The sequence below is a fragment of the Vibrio pomeroyi genome, assembly GCA_041879425.1.
Classification (GTDB): Bacteria; Pseudomonadota; Gammaproteobacteria; order Enterobacterales; family Vibrionaceae; genus Vibrio; species Vibrio pomeroyi_A.
On sequence record CP090854.1, the window covers coordinates 2,538,416 to 2,555,945 of the forward strand.

The following is a 17,530-nucleotide window of genomic DNA, read 5'->3' on the forward strand; positions in this document are numbered from 1 at the left end:
CGAAAAAGGAGCATCATGCTCCTTTTTTAGTCTCTGTATCTCTACCTGTATATTTAGCGATTAACCGCTTTAGAGATCCGTCATCAACTGTTGATATTCAGTATAAGTCGATAGCAGTAGTTCCTGCATATATTGAAAATCAATATCTGTTACGGGCAATGCTTGCTTCACTTTTGCGTCTAAGCTAATAGCAAAACTACACAAAGAATCAGCACCAAAACTCGCAGCACTGCTCTTCAACGCATGGCTGATATCAGCCAAATACTTAGACGTATCGGTATCTTTGTTTAGCTCTAAGTGCTCGTAGTATCCCTTCAATTCACCTAAAAAGATTTCCAATAACACTGGGACATTCTCTTGCCCAATCTCACCGGCAAGCTCATCAACTTTTTGCTGATTTAATACTTTCATCATCGTTCTTTCTTATTGTTTGGCGATTACTGCTTCGCATTCCACGTTTGCAATTTACGGTATATCGTTGATGGACTGACATCCAAGAAACCAGCCGCACGAGGGATGTTGCCATCACACGCTTTTATGGCTTGTTCGATTGCCGTTTTCTCAGTGATCCACAATGGGAAAATATCTTTTACGGTGATGTCTTCACTCTGCTTCTCTTTCAGGCGCAGACTGTTTTCAATCGGTTGATTCAATGGTGGCGGAAGCATGTTCAGAGTAATCTCTTTACCATTATTCAACACCACCACATTCCGCAATACGTTTTGTAGCTGACGAACGTTACCCGGCCACTCATATTGGTTAAAGCGATCCAGCACTTCTTGAGCAAAACGTACAAACGCCTTGCCTTCTTCAACCGACATGTAGCCCAATAATGAGTATGCAATCTCGATGACATCTTCACCACGCTCACGCAATGGCGGCAAATGCAGAGGAATCACGTACAGACGGTAGTATAAGTCTTCTCTAAAGCGACCTTCCTGTACTTCTTTCCAAGGGTCACGGTTGGTCGCACAAACAAAGCGCACGTCGACACTCTTCATCTTCGAAGAGCCTACCTTTTGAAAAGTACCAGTTTGGATAAAACGCAGAAGCTTGGTTTGCAGTTCAAGATCCATTTCACACAGCTCATCGAGGAACAGTGTGCCTCCATCAGCCAGTTCAGCAGCACCTTGACGGTCTGTTGCCGCGCCCGTAAACGCCCCTTTGACGTGACCAAACAGCTCACTTTCAATCAAGTCTTTAGGAATTGCCGCACAGTTGATTGCGATAAAAGGCTTATCGCCACGCTTACTCGCCGCGTGAATCGCTTCTGCACATACCTCTTTACCCGTACCACTTTCACCGGTAATGAAAATGCTCGCTTTACTCGATGCGGCGGAATCGATAGTTCGATAAACCTGTTGCATGGTTTGGCTACTGCCAATGAAGCCTTGGTAATTCTGGTTTCCCGGATGTTCAGAGCTGTTCTTAAGCTTGGTCGCTTTGCGGATCGCATTGTTCACCGTAATACGAAGTCGGTCGGCTTCACAAGGCTTGATAAGGAAGTCCTGAGAACCATGACGCATCGCTTCTACTGCGGTATCGATAGAACCGTGCGCTGTCATGAAGATAACGGGTACTTCAGGATATTTTTGTTTTACAGCAAAGAGCACGTCCATACCCGTCATATCAGGTAGACGTAGATCTAATAAAATGAGGTCAGGGATTCGATGATTCAAACTCTCAATTGCATCGCGGCCAGTGCCGACAATGTTGATATCAATTTCGAGCGGTGTAAGATACGAGCGATATAACGCTGCGACTGAAGCCGTATCCTCCACCATCAACAAATACTTTGATTTGTTATCTAGCGTTTTTGATTGCATATCCTAGCCATTTATAATTTGCATTTCTTATTATAGTCGCATTCCGCTTTGCATTATGCAAATTAGCCACAATATTTGTATTGTATTTTTTTACTTGCTTCAAATAATCAATGTTTTATCTATATGGCACGAACGATGCAATTATACAGATGACCTTCGGGTCACCTAGCCAACTGACGTTGTTAGTGGACTGAGTGTCCACAAACGTAAGCCAGTAGAACAATTACTACTGGCTGTTTTTTTGTCTGAAACACTCTCAAATGTTGTCTTTTGAGGCGAACTTCTTGAGTTAAGAAGTTCGATTAAGTGAAGTTAGCTATTGGTAATGAATTGCTTTCTTAACTGCTCAATTTCATCACGCTTCTGTGCCGCCAATTCAAATTCCAAGTTCTGAGCATGTTGATACATTGCCGCTTCCAACTTACTGATCTCTTTATCAAGCTGTTGTGGTGTAAGCACCGCATAACTTTCTGAAGGCTCTGCCACCTTAGACAATGGAACTTGTTTAGATTGTCGTTGTTGTTTCGACTTGGTGATGTCACCCAGCTCCATAATGTCTTTGATATTACGCTTAAGCGCTTGTGGCGTAATACCCTGCTCTTCGTTGTAAGCCTGCTGTTTCTCTCTACGACGGTCGGTTTCATCAATCGCTTTTTTCATCGACTTAGTAATCGAGTCACCATACAAGATCGCTTTACCTTCAAGGTTACGTGCAGCACGACCAATGGTTTGGATCAGAGAGCGTTCAGAACGTAGGAAACCCTCTTTATCTGCATCAAGAATCGCCACCAGCGATACTTCAGGCATATCCAAACCTTCACGAAGTAAGTTAATGCCCACTAACACGTCGAACTCACCCAGGCGCAGATCTCGGATGATCTCAACACGCTCAACCGTATCAATATCCGAGTGCAAGTAACGTACTTTAACACCATGCTCGCTTAGGTATTCGGTTAAGTCTTCCGCCATTCGCTTAGTCAACGTGGTCACCAAAACACGCTCTTCTTTCGCAGAACGGATTCTGATTTCAGACAACAAGTCATCAACCTGAGTCGCGACCGGTCTTACTTCAATAATTGGATCTAACAGGCCAGTAGGACGAACGACTTGATCAGCAATCTCGCCATCTGATTTTTCAATCTCGTAATTACCAGGTGTCGCCGATACAAAAATCGTTTGTGGCGCGATCGATTCAAACTCGTCGAACTTCATTGGACGGTTATCCAATGCAGAAGGCAAACGGAAGCCAAACTCAACCAGAGTTTCCTTACGCGAACGGTCACCTTTATACATGGCGCCTATCTGCGGCACAGTCACGTGTGATTCATCGATAATCAACAGACCATCATCAGGCAAGTAATCAAATAACGTCGGAGGCGCTTCTCCTTCGGCACGACCACTCAAATACCGTGAATAGTTTTCGATACCCGAGCAGAAGCCAAGCTCCGTCATCATCTCGATATCAAACTGAGTTCTCTGAGAAATACGCTGCTCTTCCAAAAGCTTGTTGTTGTCTTTGAGGTATTGAGCTCGGTCTCGAAGTTCGTCTTTAATGTTCTCAATCGCCTCAAGGATTTTCTCCCTTGGCGTTACATAGTGAGTTTTCGGATACACAGTAAAGCGCGGTAAGTCTCTTTGCTTGACCGCACCAGTCAGTGGGTCAAAGATACTGATGCAATCCACTTCGTCATCGAACATTTCGATGCGCACTGCATCCTGGTCCGATTCAGCAGGGAAGATATCAATCACTTCACCACGGACGCGGAACTGGCCACGCTCGAACGCAACGTCGTTTCTTGAATATTGCAGCTCAGCCAAGCGGCGCAAGATATCGCGTTGGTCCATGACCTCACCACGACTCAAGTGAAGCATCATCTTCAGGTAAGATTTAGGATCACCCAGACCATAGATAGCCGATACAGACGCGACGATGATGGCGTCTTTTCGTTCTAGCAAGGCCTTGGTTGCCGACAGCCTCATTTGTTCGATATGGGCGTTCACAGACGCGTCTTTCTCGATGAATGTGTCTGTTGTCGGAACGTAAGCTTCCGGTTGGTAGTAATCGTAGTAAGAAACGAAATACTCGACGGCATTGTTGGGAAAGAAGGATTTCATCTCCCCATACAACTGCGCGGCCAATGTCTTATTAGGCGCTAACAAGATCGCCGGTCTTTGAGATTGGGAAATGACGTTAGCAAGGGTAAAGGTTTTACCTGAGCCTGTTACCCCTAGTAGAGTTTGATGTGCCAAACCAGAATCTAATCCGTCTAGTAATTTGGTTATCGCTGTCGGCTGGTCACCGGACGTGCTGTAGTCCGATACCAAGTCAAAGAGTTTACTCATAGGTCGCCATTTCCATACTGTTTTTTTAATCAGGTCATTGTCACTCTAGGAGGAGTGTCGTTGCAACTATTATCTAGAGAAATGCTTCTTGAGATTCGAGATCAGTTATAGCTTTTATTTTTAGAACTTGGTATTATACGTGCCCCTGCAAAGTTTCCCCAGCTAAATTACTCGAATTTTAATCCACTACTTTTCCCCAAAAAAACTAAAAATACCGCTTGTTTTACTGTTCAATTTATAATCTAGAAAAGTTATACAACCGTGATATTTTGATACTATTTCTTTAAATACATCAAGTTAGATCCATTTTTTATATTTTCAGATTTATCCCAATTATTGTTGTTAAAGTTTCACACACACACTTATCCACAATTTTGGTGGATAACTAAAGCAAAGCTAAATCCAATAAGGCGTTCCAGAAAGTAAAGTTTTTTATCTTACTTTTTTCTGCTATTTTTTATTGACAGAAAAACGGACTGTTATTAAAATTCGCGTCGCTAACAAGCAATTCCCCTTTAGTTCAGTTGGTAGAACGGCGGACTGTTAATCCGTATGTCGCAAGTTCAAGTCTTGCAAGGGGAGCCAAATTTAAAGAAGCCGCATCACTCGATGCGGCTTTTTGCGTTTTAGTGCTTTTGGTTTGCATTTTGCTATTTTTTGCCGTTCCTTCGATAACTCTACTCACCCAAGAACCAACAATTACTCCCCTGTAATTAGAACTAAGAGCACACTCTACTCACGAATGATCTTGTCAATGATCCAACTCAACCACTCCCATAAACTTGTCTCAGCAAGTAAAAATTGCCCGTCTATACTTAGTGTGACTTTAATAATCAAACGATTACCTGATGTTTTTTTCACCAAGTGTCTAAATCCCTAGTGATCCTTGGTTGTTATTAGGTGAGCAAAGCAGGATAATATCGGGATCGGAATCTCAAGAATTAATCCATTATGACCGAATACCTTTTGTTGTTGGTTGGCACAGTGCTGGTCAATAACTTTGTGCTAGTGAAGTTTTTAGGGCTATGTCCTTTCATGGGAGTCTCCAAGAAACTGGAGACTGCGATTGGCATGGGCCTCGCTACGACTTTCGTTCTGACGTTAGCGTCGGTATCTGCATACCTAGTAGAAACCTACATCCTTACCCCTCTGGGTATTGAATACCTGCGTACCATGAGCTTCATCTTGGTTATCGCGGTGGTTGTTCAATTTACGGAAATGGTCGTTCACAAAACCAGCCCAACGCTATATCGCCTATTGGGTATCTTCCTACCTCTTATCACCACTAACTGCGCGGTGTTAGGTGTGGCACTTTTGAACATCAATGAAAACCACAACTTCATTCAGTCGATCATCTATGGTTTCGGCGCAGCAGTGGGTTTCTCTCTTGTTCTGATCCTATTCGCTGCGATGCGTGAGCGTATTGCGGTTGCTGATGTTCCAATGCCATTCAAAGGCGCATCGATTGCGATGATCACAGCAGGCCTAATGTCTCTGGCATTTATGGGCTTTACCGGGTTGGTGAAATAAGCATGAGTACCATTTTAATTGCGATCATTGCGCTAGCCGTTTTAGCCGCTGTTTTTGGCGCTATTTTGGGCTTTGCTTCTATCCGCTTTAAAGTAGAAGCCGATCCTATCGTTGATCAAATCGATACCATTTTACCGCAAACTCAATGTGGCCAATGTGGCTACCCAGGTTGCCGTCCATACGCAGAGGCGATCGCCAACGGAGACAAGATCAACAAATGTCCTCCTGGCGGCCAAGCAACCATTGAGAAGCTAGCAGACTTAATGGGCGTAGAAGTTGAAGACTCCGCTCACGACTTAGATAACAAAGTAAAGACTGTTGCTTTCATTCATGAAGATATGTGTATTGGCTGTACTAAATGTATTCAAGCCTGCCCTGTCGACGCCATAGTTGGTGGTGCAAAGGCACTACACACAGTAATTAAAGATGAATGTACGGGTTGTGATCTTTGTGTCGCGCCGTGCCCTACTGACTGTATTGAAATGATTCCAGTGGCAACAACGACTGAAAATTGGAAATGGCAGATGAACATCATTCCTGTTACGGATATCACTAACCAAGCAACTGATGCGACCGCGTCAGAGCCTAAGGCATAGGGTTAGTATGATCTCTTTAATTGAACAAATTCGCACGGGCTCTATTTGGAACTTCCCAGGCGGCGTGCACCCTGCTGAAAACAAGAAACAGTCCAATACCACTGACATCGTTCATGCAAGGCTTCCTGAAGAAATCGTTCTTCCTGTAAAACAACACATCGGTAAGCCAGGTAACTTATTGGTTGTTGCGGGTGACACCGTGCTAAAAGGCCAACAATTGACAGCCTTGGACACGGGTTTTACGTTACCAGTACACGCACCAACATCAGGTGTGATTACCGCTATCGAACCAAGAACTACCGCTCACCCTTCGGGCTTAAGCGAACTCAGTGTAGTCATTAAACCTGACGGCTTAGACACGTGGATTGAAAAACACCCAGTTGAAGACTTTTCAACAAAGACCTCAGACGAACTGCTTGATGTGATTCGTCAAGCCGGTATTTCGGGCATGGGCGGCGCCGGCTTCCCTACTGCGAAAAAGCTGCAGTCAGGCCTTGGTCGTACTGACATTTTGATCGTCAACGCTGCTGAGTGTGAACCTTACATCACCTCTGATGACAAGTTGCTTCAAGAACATGCCGAAGAAGTACTAAAAGGCATCGAAGTGGTTGAACACATCCTTCAACCAAAACTGACCGTGATCGGCATTGAAGACAACAAGCCAGACGCGATAAAAGCACTTGAGATTGCCGCGAAAGACAAAGATATCGTCATTCGTGTTATTCCAACCAAATACCCTTCAGGTGGTGAGAAACAGCTCATCAAGATCCTCACCAATAAAGAGGTTCCTGCTGGCGGTATTCCTGCGGACATAGGTGTTTTGGTTCAAAATGTCGGCTCTCTTTATTCGATTAAGAGAGCAGTAATCGACGGCGAACCTGTCGTTAACCGCGTTGTGACTTTAACCGGAAAGACCTTTAAGCAACCTCGTAACGTTTGGGCACTTCTAGGCACGCCAGTACATGAGTTGCTTGAAGAGTTTGGCTACAAAGCCGATAAAAAGCTGCCGCGTTTGATTTTGGGTGGCCCGATGATGGGCTTCACCTTGCCACATGCCAATGTGCCAATCACTAAAACGTCGAACTGTATTTTAGCGCCAACGCGTCGTGAGATTTCTCCAAGCACTTACGAAATGGAATGTATTCGATGCAGTGCTTGTGCCGAAGCTTGTCCTGCCTCTCTACTGCCTCAACAGCTGCAATGGCACGCGAAAGCCAATGAGCTGGACAAGTGCGAAGAGCTAAATATTAAAGACTGTATTGAATGTGGTGCTTGTGCGTTTGTGTGTCCAAGTGAAATTCCGCTTGTTCAGTACTATCGCCAAGCGAAAGCTGAAATCAAAACAAGAAAAGACGAAGCGACGGCCGCAGAGCGCGCCAAGGTTCGTTTCGAAGAGAAAAACGCTCGTATGGAGCGTGACAAAGCAGAACGCGAAAACCGCTTCAAGAAAGCCGCAGATAACCGTCGCAAAGACATGAAATCAGCAGACGGTGACGATGCAATTGCTGCTGCGATTGCACGAGTTAAAGCACAAAAAGCCGCTGCTGATCAGGCTCCAAGTGAAGAGCCAGCAGTGAAACCTGCGGTTGCAGCTGCGATTGCTAAAGCAAAAGCGAAACAAGCTGCGGCTCAGAAAGCAGACGGTGCTGAACCAGACAACTCTGAAATGTCGAAGCTACGTGAAGAGCGTAAGCGTCAAGCTCGAGAACGCAAGGCGCAACAAGCAGCTGCTGACACTCCAGCTGAAAGCTCTGGTGATGGCAAGAAAGACGCCGTCGCTGCCGCTATCGCTCGTGCTAAAGCTAAGAAAGCACAACAAGCGGAATTAGCGGCTGACACCCCGGCAGAAAGCTCTGGCGACGCCAAGAAAGACGCCGTCGCTGCCGCTATCGCTCGTGCTAAAGCTAAGAAAGCACAACAAGCGGAATCAGCGGCTGACACCCCGGCAGAAAGCTCTGGCGACGCCAAGAAAGATGCTGTCGCAGCAGCTATCGCTCGCGCTAAAGCGAAAAAAGCTCAGCAAGCTGAATCAGCTTCTGACGCTCCGGCTGATAACTCTGACGACGCTAAGAAAGACGCTGTTGCTGCCGCAATAGCTCGCGCTAAAGCCAAGAAAGCACATCAAGCGGAACCTGCTTCTGAAGCTCCAGCTGAAAGTACTGGCGATGCGAAGAAAGATGCAGTTGCTGCTGCGATTGCTCGTGCTAAAGCGAAGAAAGCTCAACAAGCGGAATCAGCTTCTGATGCTCTGGCTGAAAGTACTGGTGATGCCAAGAAAGATGCCGTTGCTACTGCAATAGCTCGTGCTAAAGCAAAGAAAGCACAGCAAGCGGAATCAGCTATTCAAACAGAAAGTGAAGATCCAAATGGAAGCTCTGGCGATGCTAAGAAAGATGCTGTCGCTGCCGCTATTGCACGCGCTAAAGCGAAGAAAGCTCAGCAAGCGAAACAGACTGAGACAGCAGAAACGTCTGAGCCAGTAATTGAAACTGAAGCTGAAAATCAACAAGAGTCAGTCGATCCTAAAAAAGCGGCTGTTGCTGCCGCTATTGCACGCGCTAAAGCTAAGAAAGCTCAGCAAGCCAAGCAGACTGAGACAGTAGAAACGCCTGAGCCAGCGCTCGAAGTGGTAGCTGAAACTCAACCAGAAGCTGTCGATCCTAAGAAAGCGGCTGTTGCTGCCGCTATTGCACGCGCTAAAGCGAAGAAAGCACAGCAAGCTAAGCAGGTCGAAGCTGAAGAAATCGCTCCTGAAACCGTGGCTGAACCATTAATTGAAAAAGAGACTGTGGTTGAATCTGAGGCTCAATCAGAACCCGTCGGTCCTAAGAAAGCAGCCGTTGCTGCCGCAATTGCTCGTGCTAAAGCAAGAAAAGCGCAGCAAGAGCAAGATAAAAAGAACAATGAGGAGAAAGAGTAGTGGCCTTCTTTATCGCCAGCTCACCGCACGCACACAATCGTAGAAGCACCCCAGATCTCATGAAATGGGTCGCTATTTGTGCATTGCCTGGTCTACTAGCTCAAACCTACTTCTTTGGATGGGGTACGCTCATCCAGTTAGTATTTGCTATCGCACTTGCTGTTACCTTTGAAGCAGCTGTAATGCTGCTAAGAAAACGTCCGCCAGTAATGGCGCTACGTGATTACAGTGCGGTTGTGACCGCTTGGCTACTCAGTGTCGCTATTCCTCCGCACTCACCGTGGTGGATTCTAGTGATTGGTATGTTCTTCGCGATTATTATTGCGAAACACTTATATGGCGGCTTAGGGCAAAACCCATTTAACCCAGCGATGGTGGCTTACGTTGTCTTGCTGATCTCATTCCCAGTTCAAATGACCAGTTGGAATGCACCAGCCAGCCTAACCGCTGAAGCAACCAGCTTTGTTGACTCTTTCTTGATGATCTTTACGGGTTTCAACAACGAAGGTTTGTCTCTTCAACAAGCACGCCTTGGTATTGATGGCACCACAATGGCAACGCCGCTTGATGCATTCAAAACGGCATTAACGGCAGGTAACACCGCTTCTGAAGCTCTATCTCAACCACAGTTCAGCTGGCTAGCTGGCGTAGGTTGGGAATGGGTGAACCTTGCTTACCTCGTTGGCGGCTTGGTACTTATCAAGCAACGCGTGATTCAATGGCATATTCCTGTGGCGTTCATCGGCAGCCTTGCTCTGTTTAGCCTAGTATTCTTAATCCTAACGCCAGGTGAAACCGCTTCTCCAACTATTCATCTATTGTCTGGCGCAACCATGCTTGGTGCATTCTTCATTGCAACCGACCCGGTTTCAGCTTCGACGACAGTAAAAGGTCGATTGGTATTTGGTGCCCTGATTGGCGCGTTGGTGTTTATTATCCGCAGTTGGGGTGGCTTCCCTGATGGCGTGGCGTTTGCTGTATTGTTAGCCAACATGTGTGTTCCACTGATTGACTACTACACCAAACCTCGCACGTACGGTCACTAAGGAGCGGATACGATGCTAAATGCTATTAAGAAAAACGGCCTTGTACTCGCGATTTTTGCGTGTGCTTCAACAGGTTTGGTGGCGGTAACTCACTACCTGACCAAAGATCAGATCAAGCAGCAAGAACAAGCTCAACTGCTGTCTGTTCTTAACCAAGTTATCCCGCACGATCTGCACGATAATGAACTCTTTTCAGCCTGTACTCTGGTTCAAGCAGAAGAACTTGGTACTGAGCAAGCGATGCCAGCTTACATCGCTAAACTTGATGGTGAGCCAAGCGCGATTGCGATCGAAGCGATTGCACCTGACGGCTACAATGGCGCGATTAAAGTCATTGTTGGGATGAAAATCGACGGTACTATTTTAGGTACTCGCGTGCTTTCTCACCAAGAAACGCCAGGTTTGGGTGATAAGATTGATTTGCGTGTGAGTGATTGGATTCTTTCGTTTGCAGGCAAACAAGTCACAGATTCTAATCTTGACCGTTGGAAGGTTCGTAAAGACGGTGGTGACTTTGACCAATTTACTGGCGCGACCATTACGCCAAGAGCGGTTGTGAAGTCAGTTAAACAAGCGGTTCAGTACGTTAACCAAAACAACCAAGCATTGCTTGCTCAACCTCTAAATTGTGGTGGTGAATAATGAGTGACCATAAAACACTAATCAAAAATGGCATGTGGGCTAACAACCCTGCCCTAGTTCAACTGCTTGGCTTATGTCCTCTGTTGGCTGTATCTTCAACGGTGACCAACGCACTTGGACTGGGTATTGCTACTCTGCTTGTATTGGTAGGTTCGAACGTTGCTGTATCTCTGGTTCGTAACCACGTACCAAAAGAAGTGCGTATTCCAGTATTCGTAATGATCATTGCATCACTGGTAACCTGTGTTCAACTTCTGATGAATGCTTACGCGTATGGCCTTTACCTGTCTTTGGGTATCTTCATCCCACTGATCGTAACCAACTGTATCATCATTGGCCGAGCTGAAGCCTTCGCGTCTAAAAACGAAGTGCTACCTGCTGCTCAAGATGGTTTCTGGATGGGTCTTGGCATGACATCGGTACTGGTTGTACTGGGTGCAATGCGTGAGGTTATTGGTAACGGCACTCTGTTTGATGGTGCAGACCTGCTTCTTGGTGATTGGGCTTCTGTGTTACGAATCCAGATATTCCAATTTGATAACAGTTTCTTGCTAGCCCTGCTTCCGCCAGGTGCCTTTATTGGTGTTGGTTTCTTGATTGCGTTGAAAAACATCATCGACAACCAAGCAAAATCTAGACAGCCTAAACAAGAAAAGCCAGTCATTGAACGCGCTCGCGTTACCAATGCTTAATAAGTTACAGTAGCTTAAAACCTGCTGAGTAGCTCAACCGCTCAGCAGGTAATTAGATTGACCAAGTACACATAATAATGACGCTCATAAGAGCGCGTAACCGATGATAAAGCCTGAGCATTGAGAGTTTATTGAATACCAACTCCGGAACTCAAGCCCTAACTATTTGAAAGTAATGTCGCTATGAACAATGTAAAACGAGTAGAAATACTTGAGCGTTTAAGAGAAAACAATCCAAATCCAGAGACTGAGCTTAACTGGAACAGCCCTTTCGAGTTGCTGATCGCCGTACTTTTATCAGCACAGGCAACCGATGTCAGTGTCAACAAAGCAACGGATAAGCTTTACCCAGTGGCTAATACTCCACAAGCCATTTTCGACCTAGGTGTTGATGGCTTAAAAGAGTACATCAAGACAATCGGCCTATTTAATTCAAAAGCAGAAAACACCATTAAAACGTGTCGAATGCTGCTTGACCTACACAACGGTGAAGTACCGGAAGATCGTGCGGCATTAGAAGCCCTTCCTGGCGTTGGTCGTAAGACTGCCAATGTAGTATTGAACACCGCTTTTGGTTGGCCAACCATTGCCGTTGATACTCACATCTACCGTGTATCAAACCGTACTAAGTTAGCAATGGGTAAAACGGTCGATGATGTTGAGGCTAAGCTTCTCAAAGTCATTCCAAAAGAATTCAAACTGGATGTCCATCACTGGCTCATTCTTCATGGACGTTACACCTGTGTCGCACGTAAACCACGCTGTGGCAGCTGTATCATTGAAGACCTATGTGAGTTCAAAGAGAAGACCGAAGATTAGTCTTTCCGTTCACAACGATTAATCAATACGGCAGCGCTTAAAGCGCTGCTTTTTATTATTACTCTCTAGAAGCCGCCTCTATATCAGTTTTCATTTCTAATTCTGCGTTCCCAAGATAATAGGCATAAAAAATCCCGCCTTTTATGGCGGGATTCAATTATTTAGCTAAAAAGTCTGTCTTAGATAAACTTCACTTTAGTCACTTCCTTGATAGCAGATAGAACAAATGTTGGTATTGCTGCAATGAAGATTAACGATATTAAGTGATCAAACTCTAGTGCTTCTGTACTGAATACCAGCTGGCCGAAGCTTGTGTAAACAACGCTTAAAGACAAGATAGCCGATACTGCCACCGCACCGAGTAGGTAGTGGTTAGTGAACGGATTCTTACGATAAATCGTTGTGAACGTACGTGCATCGAACAAGCTCCAAAGTTGAGCAAAGATCAGTGTTAAAAACGCAACGGTTTGTGCGTATTGAGCACTGTAGCCACCGTCGAGTGCGTAAGAGAATGTCACAAAGCTTAGACCACCTAATGCGAGACCACGAGTTAGGATACGAGCGCCCAGACCATTAGAGAAGAAGCCTTGGTCACGTTTGCCAGGCTTACGCTCCATGAGATCTTTCTCTTCTGGCTCAACACCGAGTGCGAGTGCTGGTAGACCATCAGAAACGAGGTTAACCCATAAAATCATTAGTGGAGTTAGCGGAAGTACTACATCTGGTCCCATAAGTAGGAATGCAAATAGGATTACCGAAACCTCACCCACGTTCGCTGTAAGTGCTTGGCGGATAAACTTACGTAGGTTATCGAAAATTTGACGACCCTGACGTACCGCCTTCACGATAGTACTGAAGTTATCATCCAACAGGATAAGGTCACCTGAGTCTTTCGCAACAGACGTACCTGTAATACCCATCGCAACACCAATGTCTGCACGACGCAGTGCTGGCGCATCGTTCACACCGTCACCGGTCATAGAGGCAACTTCGTTGTTCTCTTGCTGCGCTTTTACGATACGCAGCTTGTGCTCTGGAGTAACACGTGCAAATACTGCAACCTGAGAACAGATAGACAACAGCTTCTCGTCATCCATTTGATCAAGCTCAGTACCCGTTACCACTAGATCATCTTCGCTACGGATGATTCCGATTTCACGAGCAATCGCTGCTGCCGTAACTGCGTGGTCACCGGTAATCATTACCGTACGAACACCAGCGCTATAACAGCTATTTACTGCATCACGCACTTCTGGGCGTGGTGGATCCATGATGCCATAGATACCCAGGATACTGACGTCTTTTTCAAGCTCAGGGAAGTCTAACTCTAGCTCTTCCTCTTTTAATTCACGGAAACCAACGGCAAGTGTACGCAGAGCATCACCACCAAAGGTTTGGATTGCCTCTTCAAAGTTTAAATGAAGATCTTGAGACGGTGCAGTATCGAGAGCCAAGTTGCCTGATACTCCACAGCCAAGCGTTGGTACGAAACCACCGTCAACCATGAAGCTAGTTGATTTACCAAGAACAACATCTGGCGCGCCTTTCAATGCTAGGAAGTGCTTACCTTGTGGGTCACGAACGATAACAGAAGCCATCTTACGACCAGAATCGAACGGGAACTTCTTAACGATTGAGTAGCCACCCGTTGATAGCATTTCATCTTGTTTAAGACCAGCTTTTGCCGCTGCAACAATTAGTGCACCTTCTGTCGGGTTGCCACGAACCGTCCATTTACCATCAGCATTTACATATTCAGCATCATTACAAAGTGTTGCAACGACAAGACCTTTCATCATTGCAGGGCTGTTTGTCGCTTCGACATTGTGACCTTTGGTAATGAATTCACCCTTTGGATCAAAACCTTTACCTGACACATCCCAGTAACGACCAGACACATCGTACGCTTTCATTACCTGCATTTGGTTTTGTGTCAGCGTACCTGTTTTATCTGAACAGATAACAGTTGTAGAACCTAGCGTTTCGATTGCTGCTAGCTGTTTAGCCAATGCATTATTCTTAACCATCTTAGTCGAGCCCATCGTTAATACGATAGTAACCACCGTTGGCAAACCTTCAGGAATAGCGGCAACCGACAAAGAGATACCTGTTGTTAGAATTTCTAACCATGGCATACCGTGGTAAACACCGATAGCACAAACAATAGCAACAACCACAAGAGCAACAACCAATAATGCGAGTGCGATAGTGTCCATACGCTCTTGCATTGGTGTTTTCGTCTCTTCCGTTTGGTTCATCATATCAGCGATGTGACCAACTTCAGTTTGCATACCTGTGCTTGTTACAACAGCAAGGCCTGTACCCGTAGTCACTATTGTTGTCATGAAGCCCATGTTCTTCTGATCGCCAAGACCAAGAGTCTCATCTTCAAGGCGTTCAGACTGCTTATTCACAGGCTCAGATTCACCGGTCAACGCTGCCTCATCGACCGTCAGACGGTTTGACTCAAGAATACGAACATCAGCAGGCAGAATATCGCCAGTATTAATTTTAATGATGTCACCAGGAACGAGGGTTTTCGCTGGAACACTGATCCATTTACCATCTCGCATCACTTCGGCTTCTGGAGCTGCCATTTCTTTTAGCGCTTCCATTCCTTTCTGAGCTTTAAACTCCTGCCAGAATGCAATACCAGTGTTAATAAGAATAATCACTGCAATAGCGATAGCATCAATGCTGTGGCCAGTAGACCAAGAAACGATTGCACCAACAGCTAGAATAAAAATCAGTGGGTTTTTATATTGATGAATATACAGTTCCCATGCAGACGCAGACTCTTGTGCTGTCAGCTCGTTGGTACCGTGCTTCTCTAAGCGTGCATCCGCTTCAGAATTTGATAAACCTGTAGTTTGATCCGCGTTCAGTTCGTTTAAAACATCTGAACTTTGTTGTGTAAACCATTTACTCGTCATTTGAGTACTCCACATCAATGCCTCACACCGAGGCTAATGTAATAAAATAATACTTATTTTTATGTGATAAGAAAATCGCACAAATCAAAAGTGAATAGTTAGTCGATTTTGTGCGTTTGAAAAACTATATAGTAAGGATTCTCTATTTAGCAAAGATCACAAAAAAACACTTGATACACACTTGACAACCACTTTAAAAACATAACCATCCAAAATATCAAACATAAAACCAACAATACAAACTCAAATCATTGTTTAATAAAAGTAAGTGCAAAAAATGAACACCTCTTATTCTTTCGTAAAAACCATTGGTTTTTGGCTTATTTTTTCGAAAATTCCTTAATAACGAAGTAAAACATCGGAATAACCTTTCTATAAACAGGGAGATATTGACGTAATCATAAATTGATAAAATGAAAAGTTAGATGCCAATTGTAAAAACGAAAGAAGTTCGGTAACAAAATAGAGATATAAATCACAATTCAATAACTAAGTCTATTCTTGGATCTCACGAAAAAGAGCAACACTCAAACTTACTATTTATGCAAAATTTCGAATTAGGCTCTAGTAACGGACAAATTAAGAAGGCCGTCGCCTTCATTTATTTTGTAATACAAATAAGAAAAAGGTAGAGAGGGGGAGTAAGACAGATGATGAGAATAAGGAAATATGACCAAACTTATCATCTCTTTGGTGTTGCTTATGAGCTTGCTCATATATAGTGCTATAAAAGAAACAACCAATAACAAGCTAGGAGCAAATCATGTCAAACGGTCGTATTTTACACACCATGCTACGCGTGGGTGATCTAGACAAGTCTATCGAGTTCTACACTAATGTAATGGGCATGCAGCTATTACGTAAGAACGAAAACAAAGAGTACGAATACACACTGGCTTTCGTTGGCTTTGGTGACGAATCTCAAGGTGCTGTGATTGAACTAACGTACAACTGGGGCACGACTGAATATGACCTTGGCTCTGCTTTTGGTCACGTTGCTATCGGTGTTGATGACATCTACACAACGTGTGACGCGATTAAAGCAGCAGGTGGTAACGTGACTCGTGAAGCCGGCCCAGTAAAAGGCGGCTCTACGCACATCGCATTCGTTAAAGATCCTGACGGCTACATGATTGAGCTGATTCAGAACAAACAAGCAAGCGCAGGTCTAGAAGGTTAATTCCTAGATACCTTTGCTAGATTAGGCTAGAACGCCTGATGAAATAACCAAAGAAGCGAGCACTATGCTCGCTTCTTTTTTATCACTCTCCCCATTATCGATATTCTTTACTAGGGCCTGTTGATGTTTTTCGGTTGAATTTTGTTCGAGATAAAAGCGTTTTAATCGCGGCGAGGGAGAAGTAGCCTAGTCATTTTAAGCAAGTCTCCCTCAACAAAGAGAAAAACGCTTTTTTCGGGGGCGCCTAGCTCGAACCCTTTGGGCAGCGTTTGCTGGTCATTTACGACTACACTGTCAATTTCTCATATAAACAAACGACATATCAAAGCCTCGTCCTTCCATATAAACCCAGCAACTCGCTGCAAAAACAAGCTCAAAAGGTCAACATGCCCTATATATTCTTAACAATCTCACTAATGAAACTTTACATGATAATGATTATCATTTAAATTAACCACCTATTGATTAGTGAGGTAATACAATGATTAGCGAATGGGAAAAACACACGTTACTCGCCGATACGGCATTGCAGCTCGATGATCCTGTACGAAGTATTCTTCACTATCAGCAAGCATTGAACTTAAGCGAAGAAATTACAGAACGTACCGATATTCAGGCCGATGAACGCTTACTTATCTCAGTGATTTCTTGTCACAATCTTGCGCAATTCTGGCGCTGGGCTGGAGATACTGAATACGAGCTTAAGTACCTTCAACTGGCTTCAGAAAAAGTACTGACTCTGATCCCTCAGTGCCCTAACACGCAATGTTCTAGCTTTATCGATTCTATTGGCTGTTGTAAAAAAGCACTTATCGATTTCATGAAACGCCATCCCAACCCTAAAATCGCTTCTATGGTGGAAAAGATCGATACCGCGACCAACTGTGAAATGATTGCTCGCTTCCGCTTAAACTAAGCAAGCCCCTTTCGCAGGCGAAATATTTAGCCTGTTGATTCAGATACAAAAAGCCCGTCATGACGACGGGCTTTTTAGTTTGAGCTT

General features: G+C 44.7%; 13 protein-coding genes and 1 tRNA gene. 10 read left to right on the plus strand and 4 right to left on the minus strand.

Annotated elements, in window-relative coordinates; translation table 11 throughout:
* Positions 1 to 69: 69 nt before the first annotated feature.
* From L0992_11050 to uvrB, 3 genes are all read right to left on the minus strand, one after another.
* Positions 70 to 414: an Hpt domain-containing protein gene (locus L0992_11050; protein ID XGB66256.1), complete on the minus strand. Its 345-nt coding sequence runs from the start codon at positions 412 to 414 to the stop codon at positions 70 to 72.
* Between the two features lie 23 nt (positions 415 to 437).
* Positions 438 to 1,826, minus strand: coding sequence for a sigma-54 dependent transcriptional regulator (locus L0992_11055; protein XGB66257.1), 1,389 nt, complete (start codon positions 1,824 to 1,826; stop codon positions 438 to 440).
* 312 nt (positions 1,827 to 2,138) lie between these two features.
* Positions 2,139 to 4,169 carry an excinuclease ABC subunit UvrB gene (gene uvrB, locus L0992_11060; protein XGB66258.1) on the minus strand — a complete coding sequence of 677 codons (2,031 nt, stop codon included), beginning with the start codon at positions 4,167 to 4,169 and terminating at the stop codon, positions 2,139 to 2,141.
* Between the two features lie 509 nt (positions 4,170 to 4,678).
* Here uvrB and L0992_11065 point away from each other — a divergent pair.
* From L0992_11065 to nth, 8 genes are all read left to right on the plus strand, one after another.
* Positions 4,679 to 4,754 (plus strand) — tRNA-Asn (locus L0992_11065).
* A 366-nt stretch (positions 4,755 to 5,120) separates the two neighbouring features.
* Positions 5,121 to 5,699: an electron transport complex subunit RsxA gene (gene rsxA / locus L0992_11070; protein XGB66259.1), complete on the plus strand. Its 579-nt coding sequence runs from the start codon at positions 5,121 to 5,123 to the stop codon at positions 5,697 to 5,699.
* Positions 5,700 to 5,701: 2 nt separating this feature from the next.
* Positions 5,702 to 6,295, plus strand: a complete 594-nt coding sequence (gene rsxB / locus L0992_11075) for an electron transport complex subunit RsxB (GenBank protein XGB66260.1) — start codon at positions 5,702 to 5,704, stop codon at positions 6,293 to 6,295.
* A 7-nt stretch (positions 6,296 to 6,302) separates the two neighbouring features.
* Entirely contained in the window at positions 6,303 to 9,215 is a 2,913-nt protein-coding gene (rsxC, locus tag L0992_11080) for an electron transport complex subunit RsxC (GenBank protein XGB66261.1), read from the plus strand.
* The gene (rsxD, locus tag L0992_11085; GenBank protein XGB66262.1) at positions 9,215 to 10,261 is read left to right on the plus strand and encodes an electron transport complex subunit RsxD; all 1,047 of its coding nucleotides are present in this window, start codon (positions 9,215 to 9,217) and stop codon (positions 10,259 to 10,261) included. The genes rsxC and rsxD overlap by 1 nt, the downstream gene beginning before the upstream one ends.
* A gap of 12 nt (positions 10,262 to 10,273) precedes the next feature.
* Positions 10,274 to 10,903 (plus strand): electron transport complex subunit RsxG, encoded by a 630-nt coding sequence (rsxG, locus tag L0992_11090; protein XGB66263.1) that lies wholly within the window; start codon positions 10,274 to 10,276, stop codon positions 10,901 to 10,903.
* On the plus strand, positions 10,903 to 11,595 hold the full coding sequence (locus tag L0992_11095; protein XGB66264.1) for an electron transport complex subunit E: 693 nt from the start codon (positions 10,903 to 10,905) through the stop codon (positions 11,593 to 11,595). The genes rsxG and L0992_11095 overlap by 1 nt, the downstream gene beginning before the upstream one ends.
* 183 nt (positions 11,596 to 11,778) lie before the next feature.
* A complete protein-coding gene (gene nth, locus L0992_11100; GenBank protein ID XGB66265.1) occupies positions 11,779 to 12,414 on the plus strand; it encodes an endonuclease III in 636 nt (211 codons plus the stop codon).
* A gap of 179 nt (positions 12,415 to 12,593) precedes the next feature.
* On the opposite strand, the gene L0992_11105 is transcribed toward nth, so the two are convergent.
* On the minus strand, positions 12,594 to 15,347 hold the full coding sequence (locus L0992_11105) for a cation-transporting P-type ATPase (protein ID XGB66266.1): 2,754 nt from the start codon (positions 15,345 to 15,347) through the stop codon (positions 12,594 to 12,596).
* A gap of 763 nt (positions 15,348 to 16,110) precedes the next feature.
* On the opposite strand from L0992_11105, the gene gloA reads away from it, so the two are divergent.
* Both gloA and L0992_11115 read left to right on the plus strand, forming a co-directional pair.
* The gene (gloA, locus tag L0992_11110) at positions 16,111 to 16,527 is read left to right on the plus strand and encodes a lactoylglutathione lyase (protein ID XGB66267.1); all 417 of its coding nucleotides are present in this window, start codon (positions 16,111 to 16,113) and stop codon (positions 16,525 to 16,527) included.
* Between the two features lie 481 nt (positions 16,528 to 17,008).
* Positions 17,009 to 17,443 (plus strand): DUF2753 domain-containing protein, encoded by a 435-nt coding sequence (locus L0992_11115; protein ID XGB66268.1) that lies wholly within the window; start codon positions 17,009 to 17,011, stop codon positions 17,441 to 17,443.
* Positions 17,444 to 17,530 lie beyond the last annotated feature (87 nt).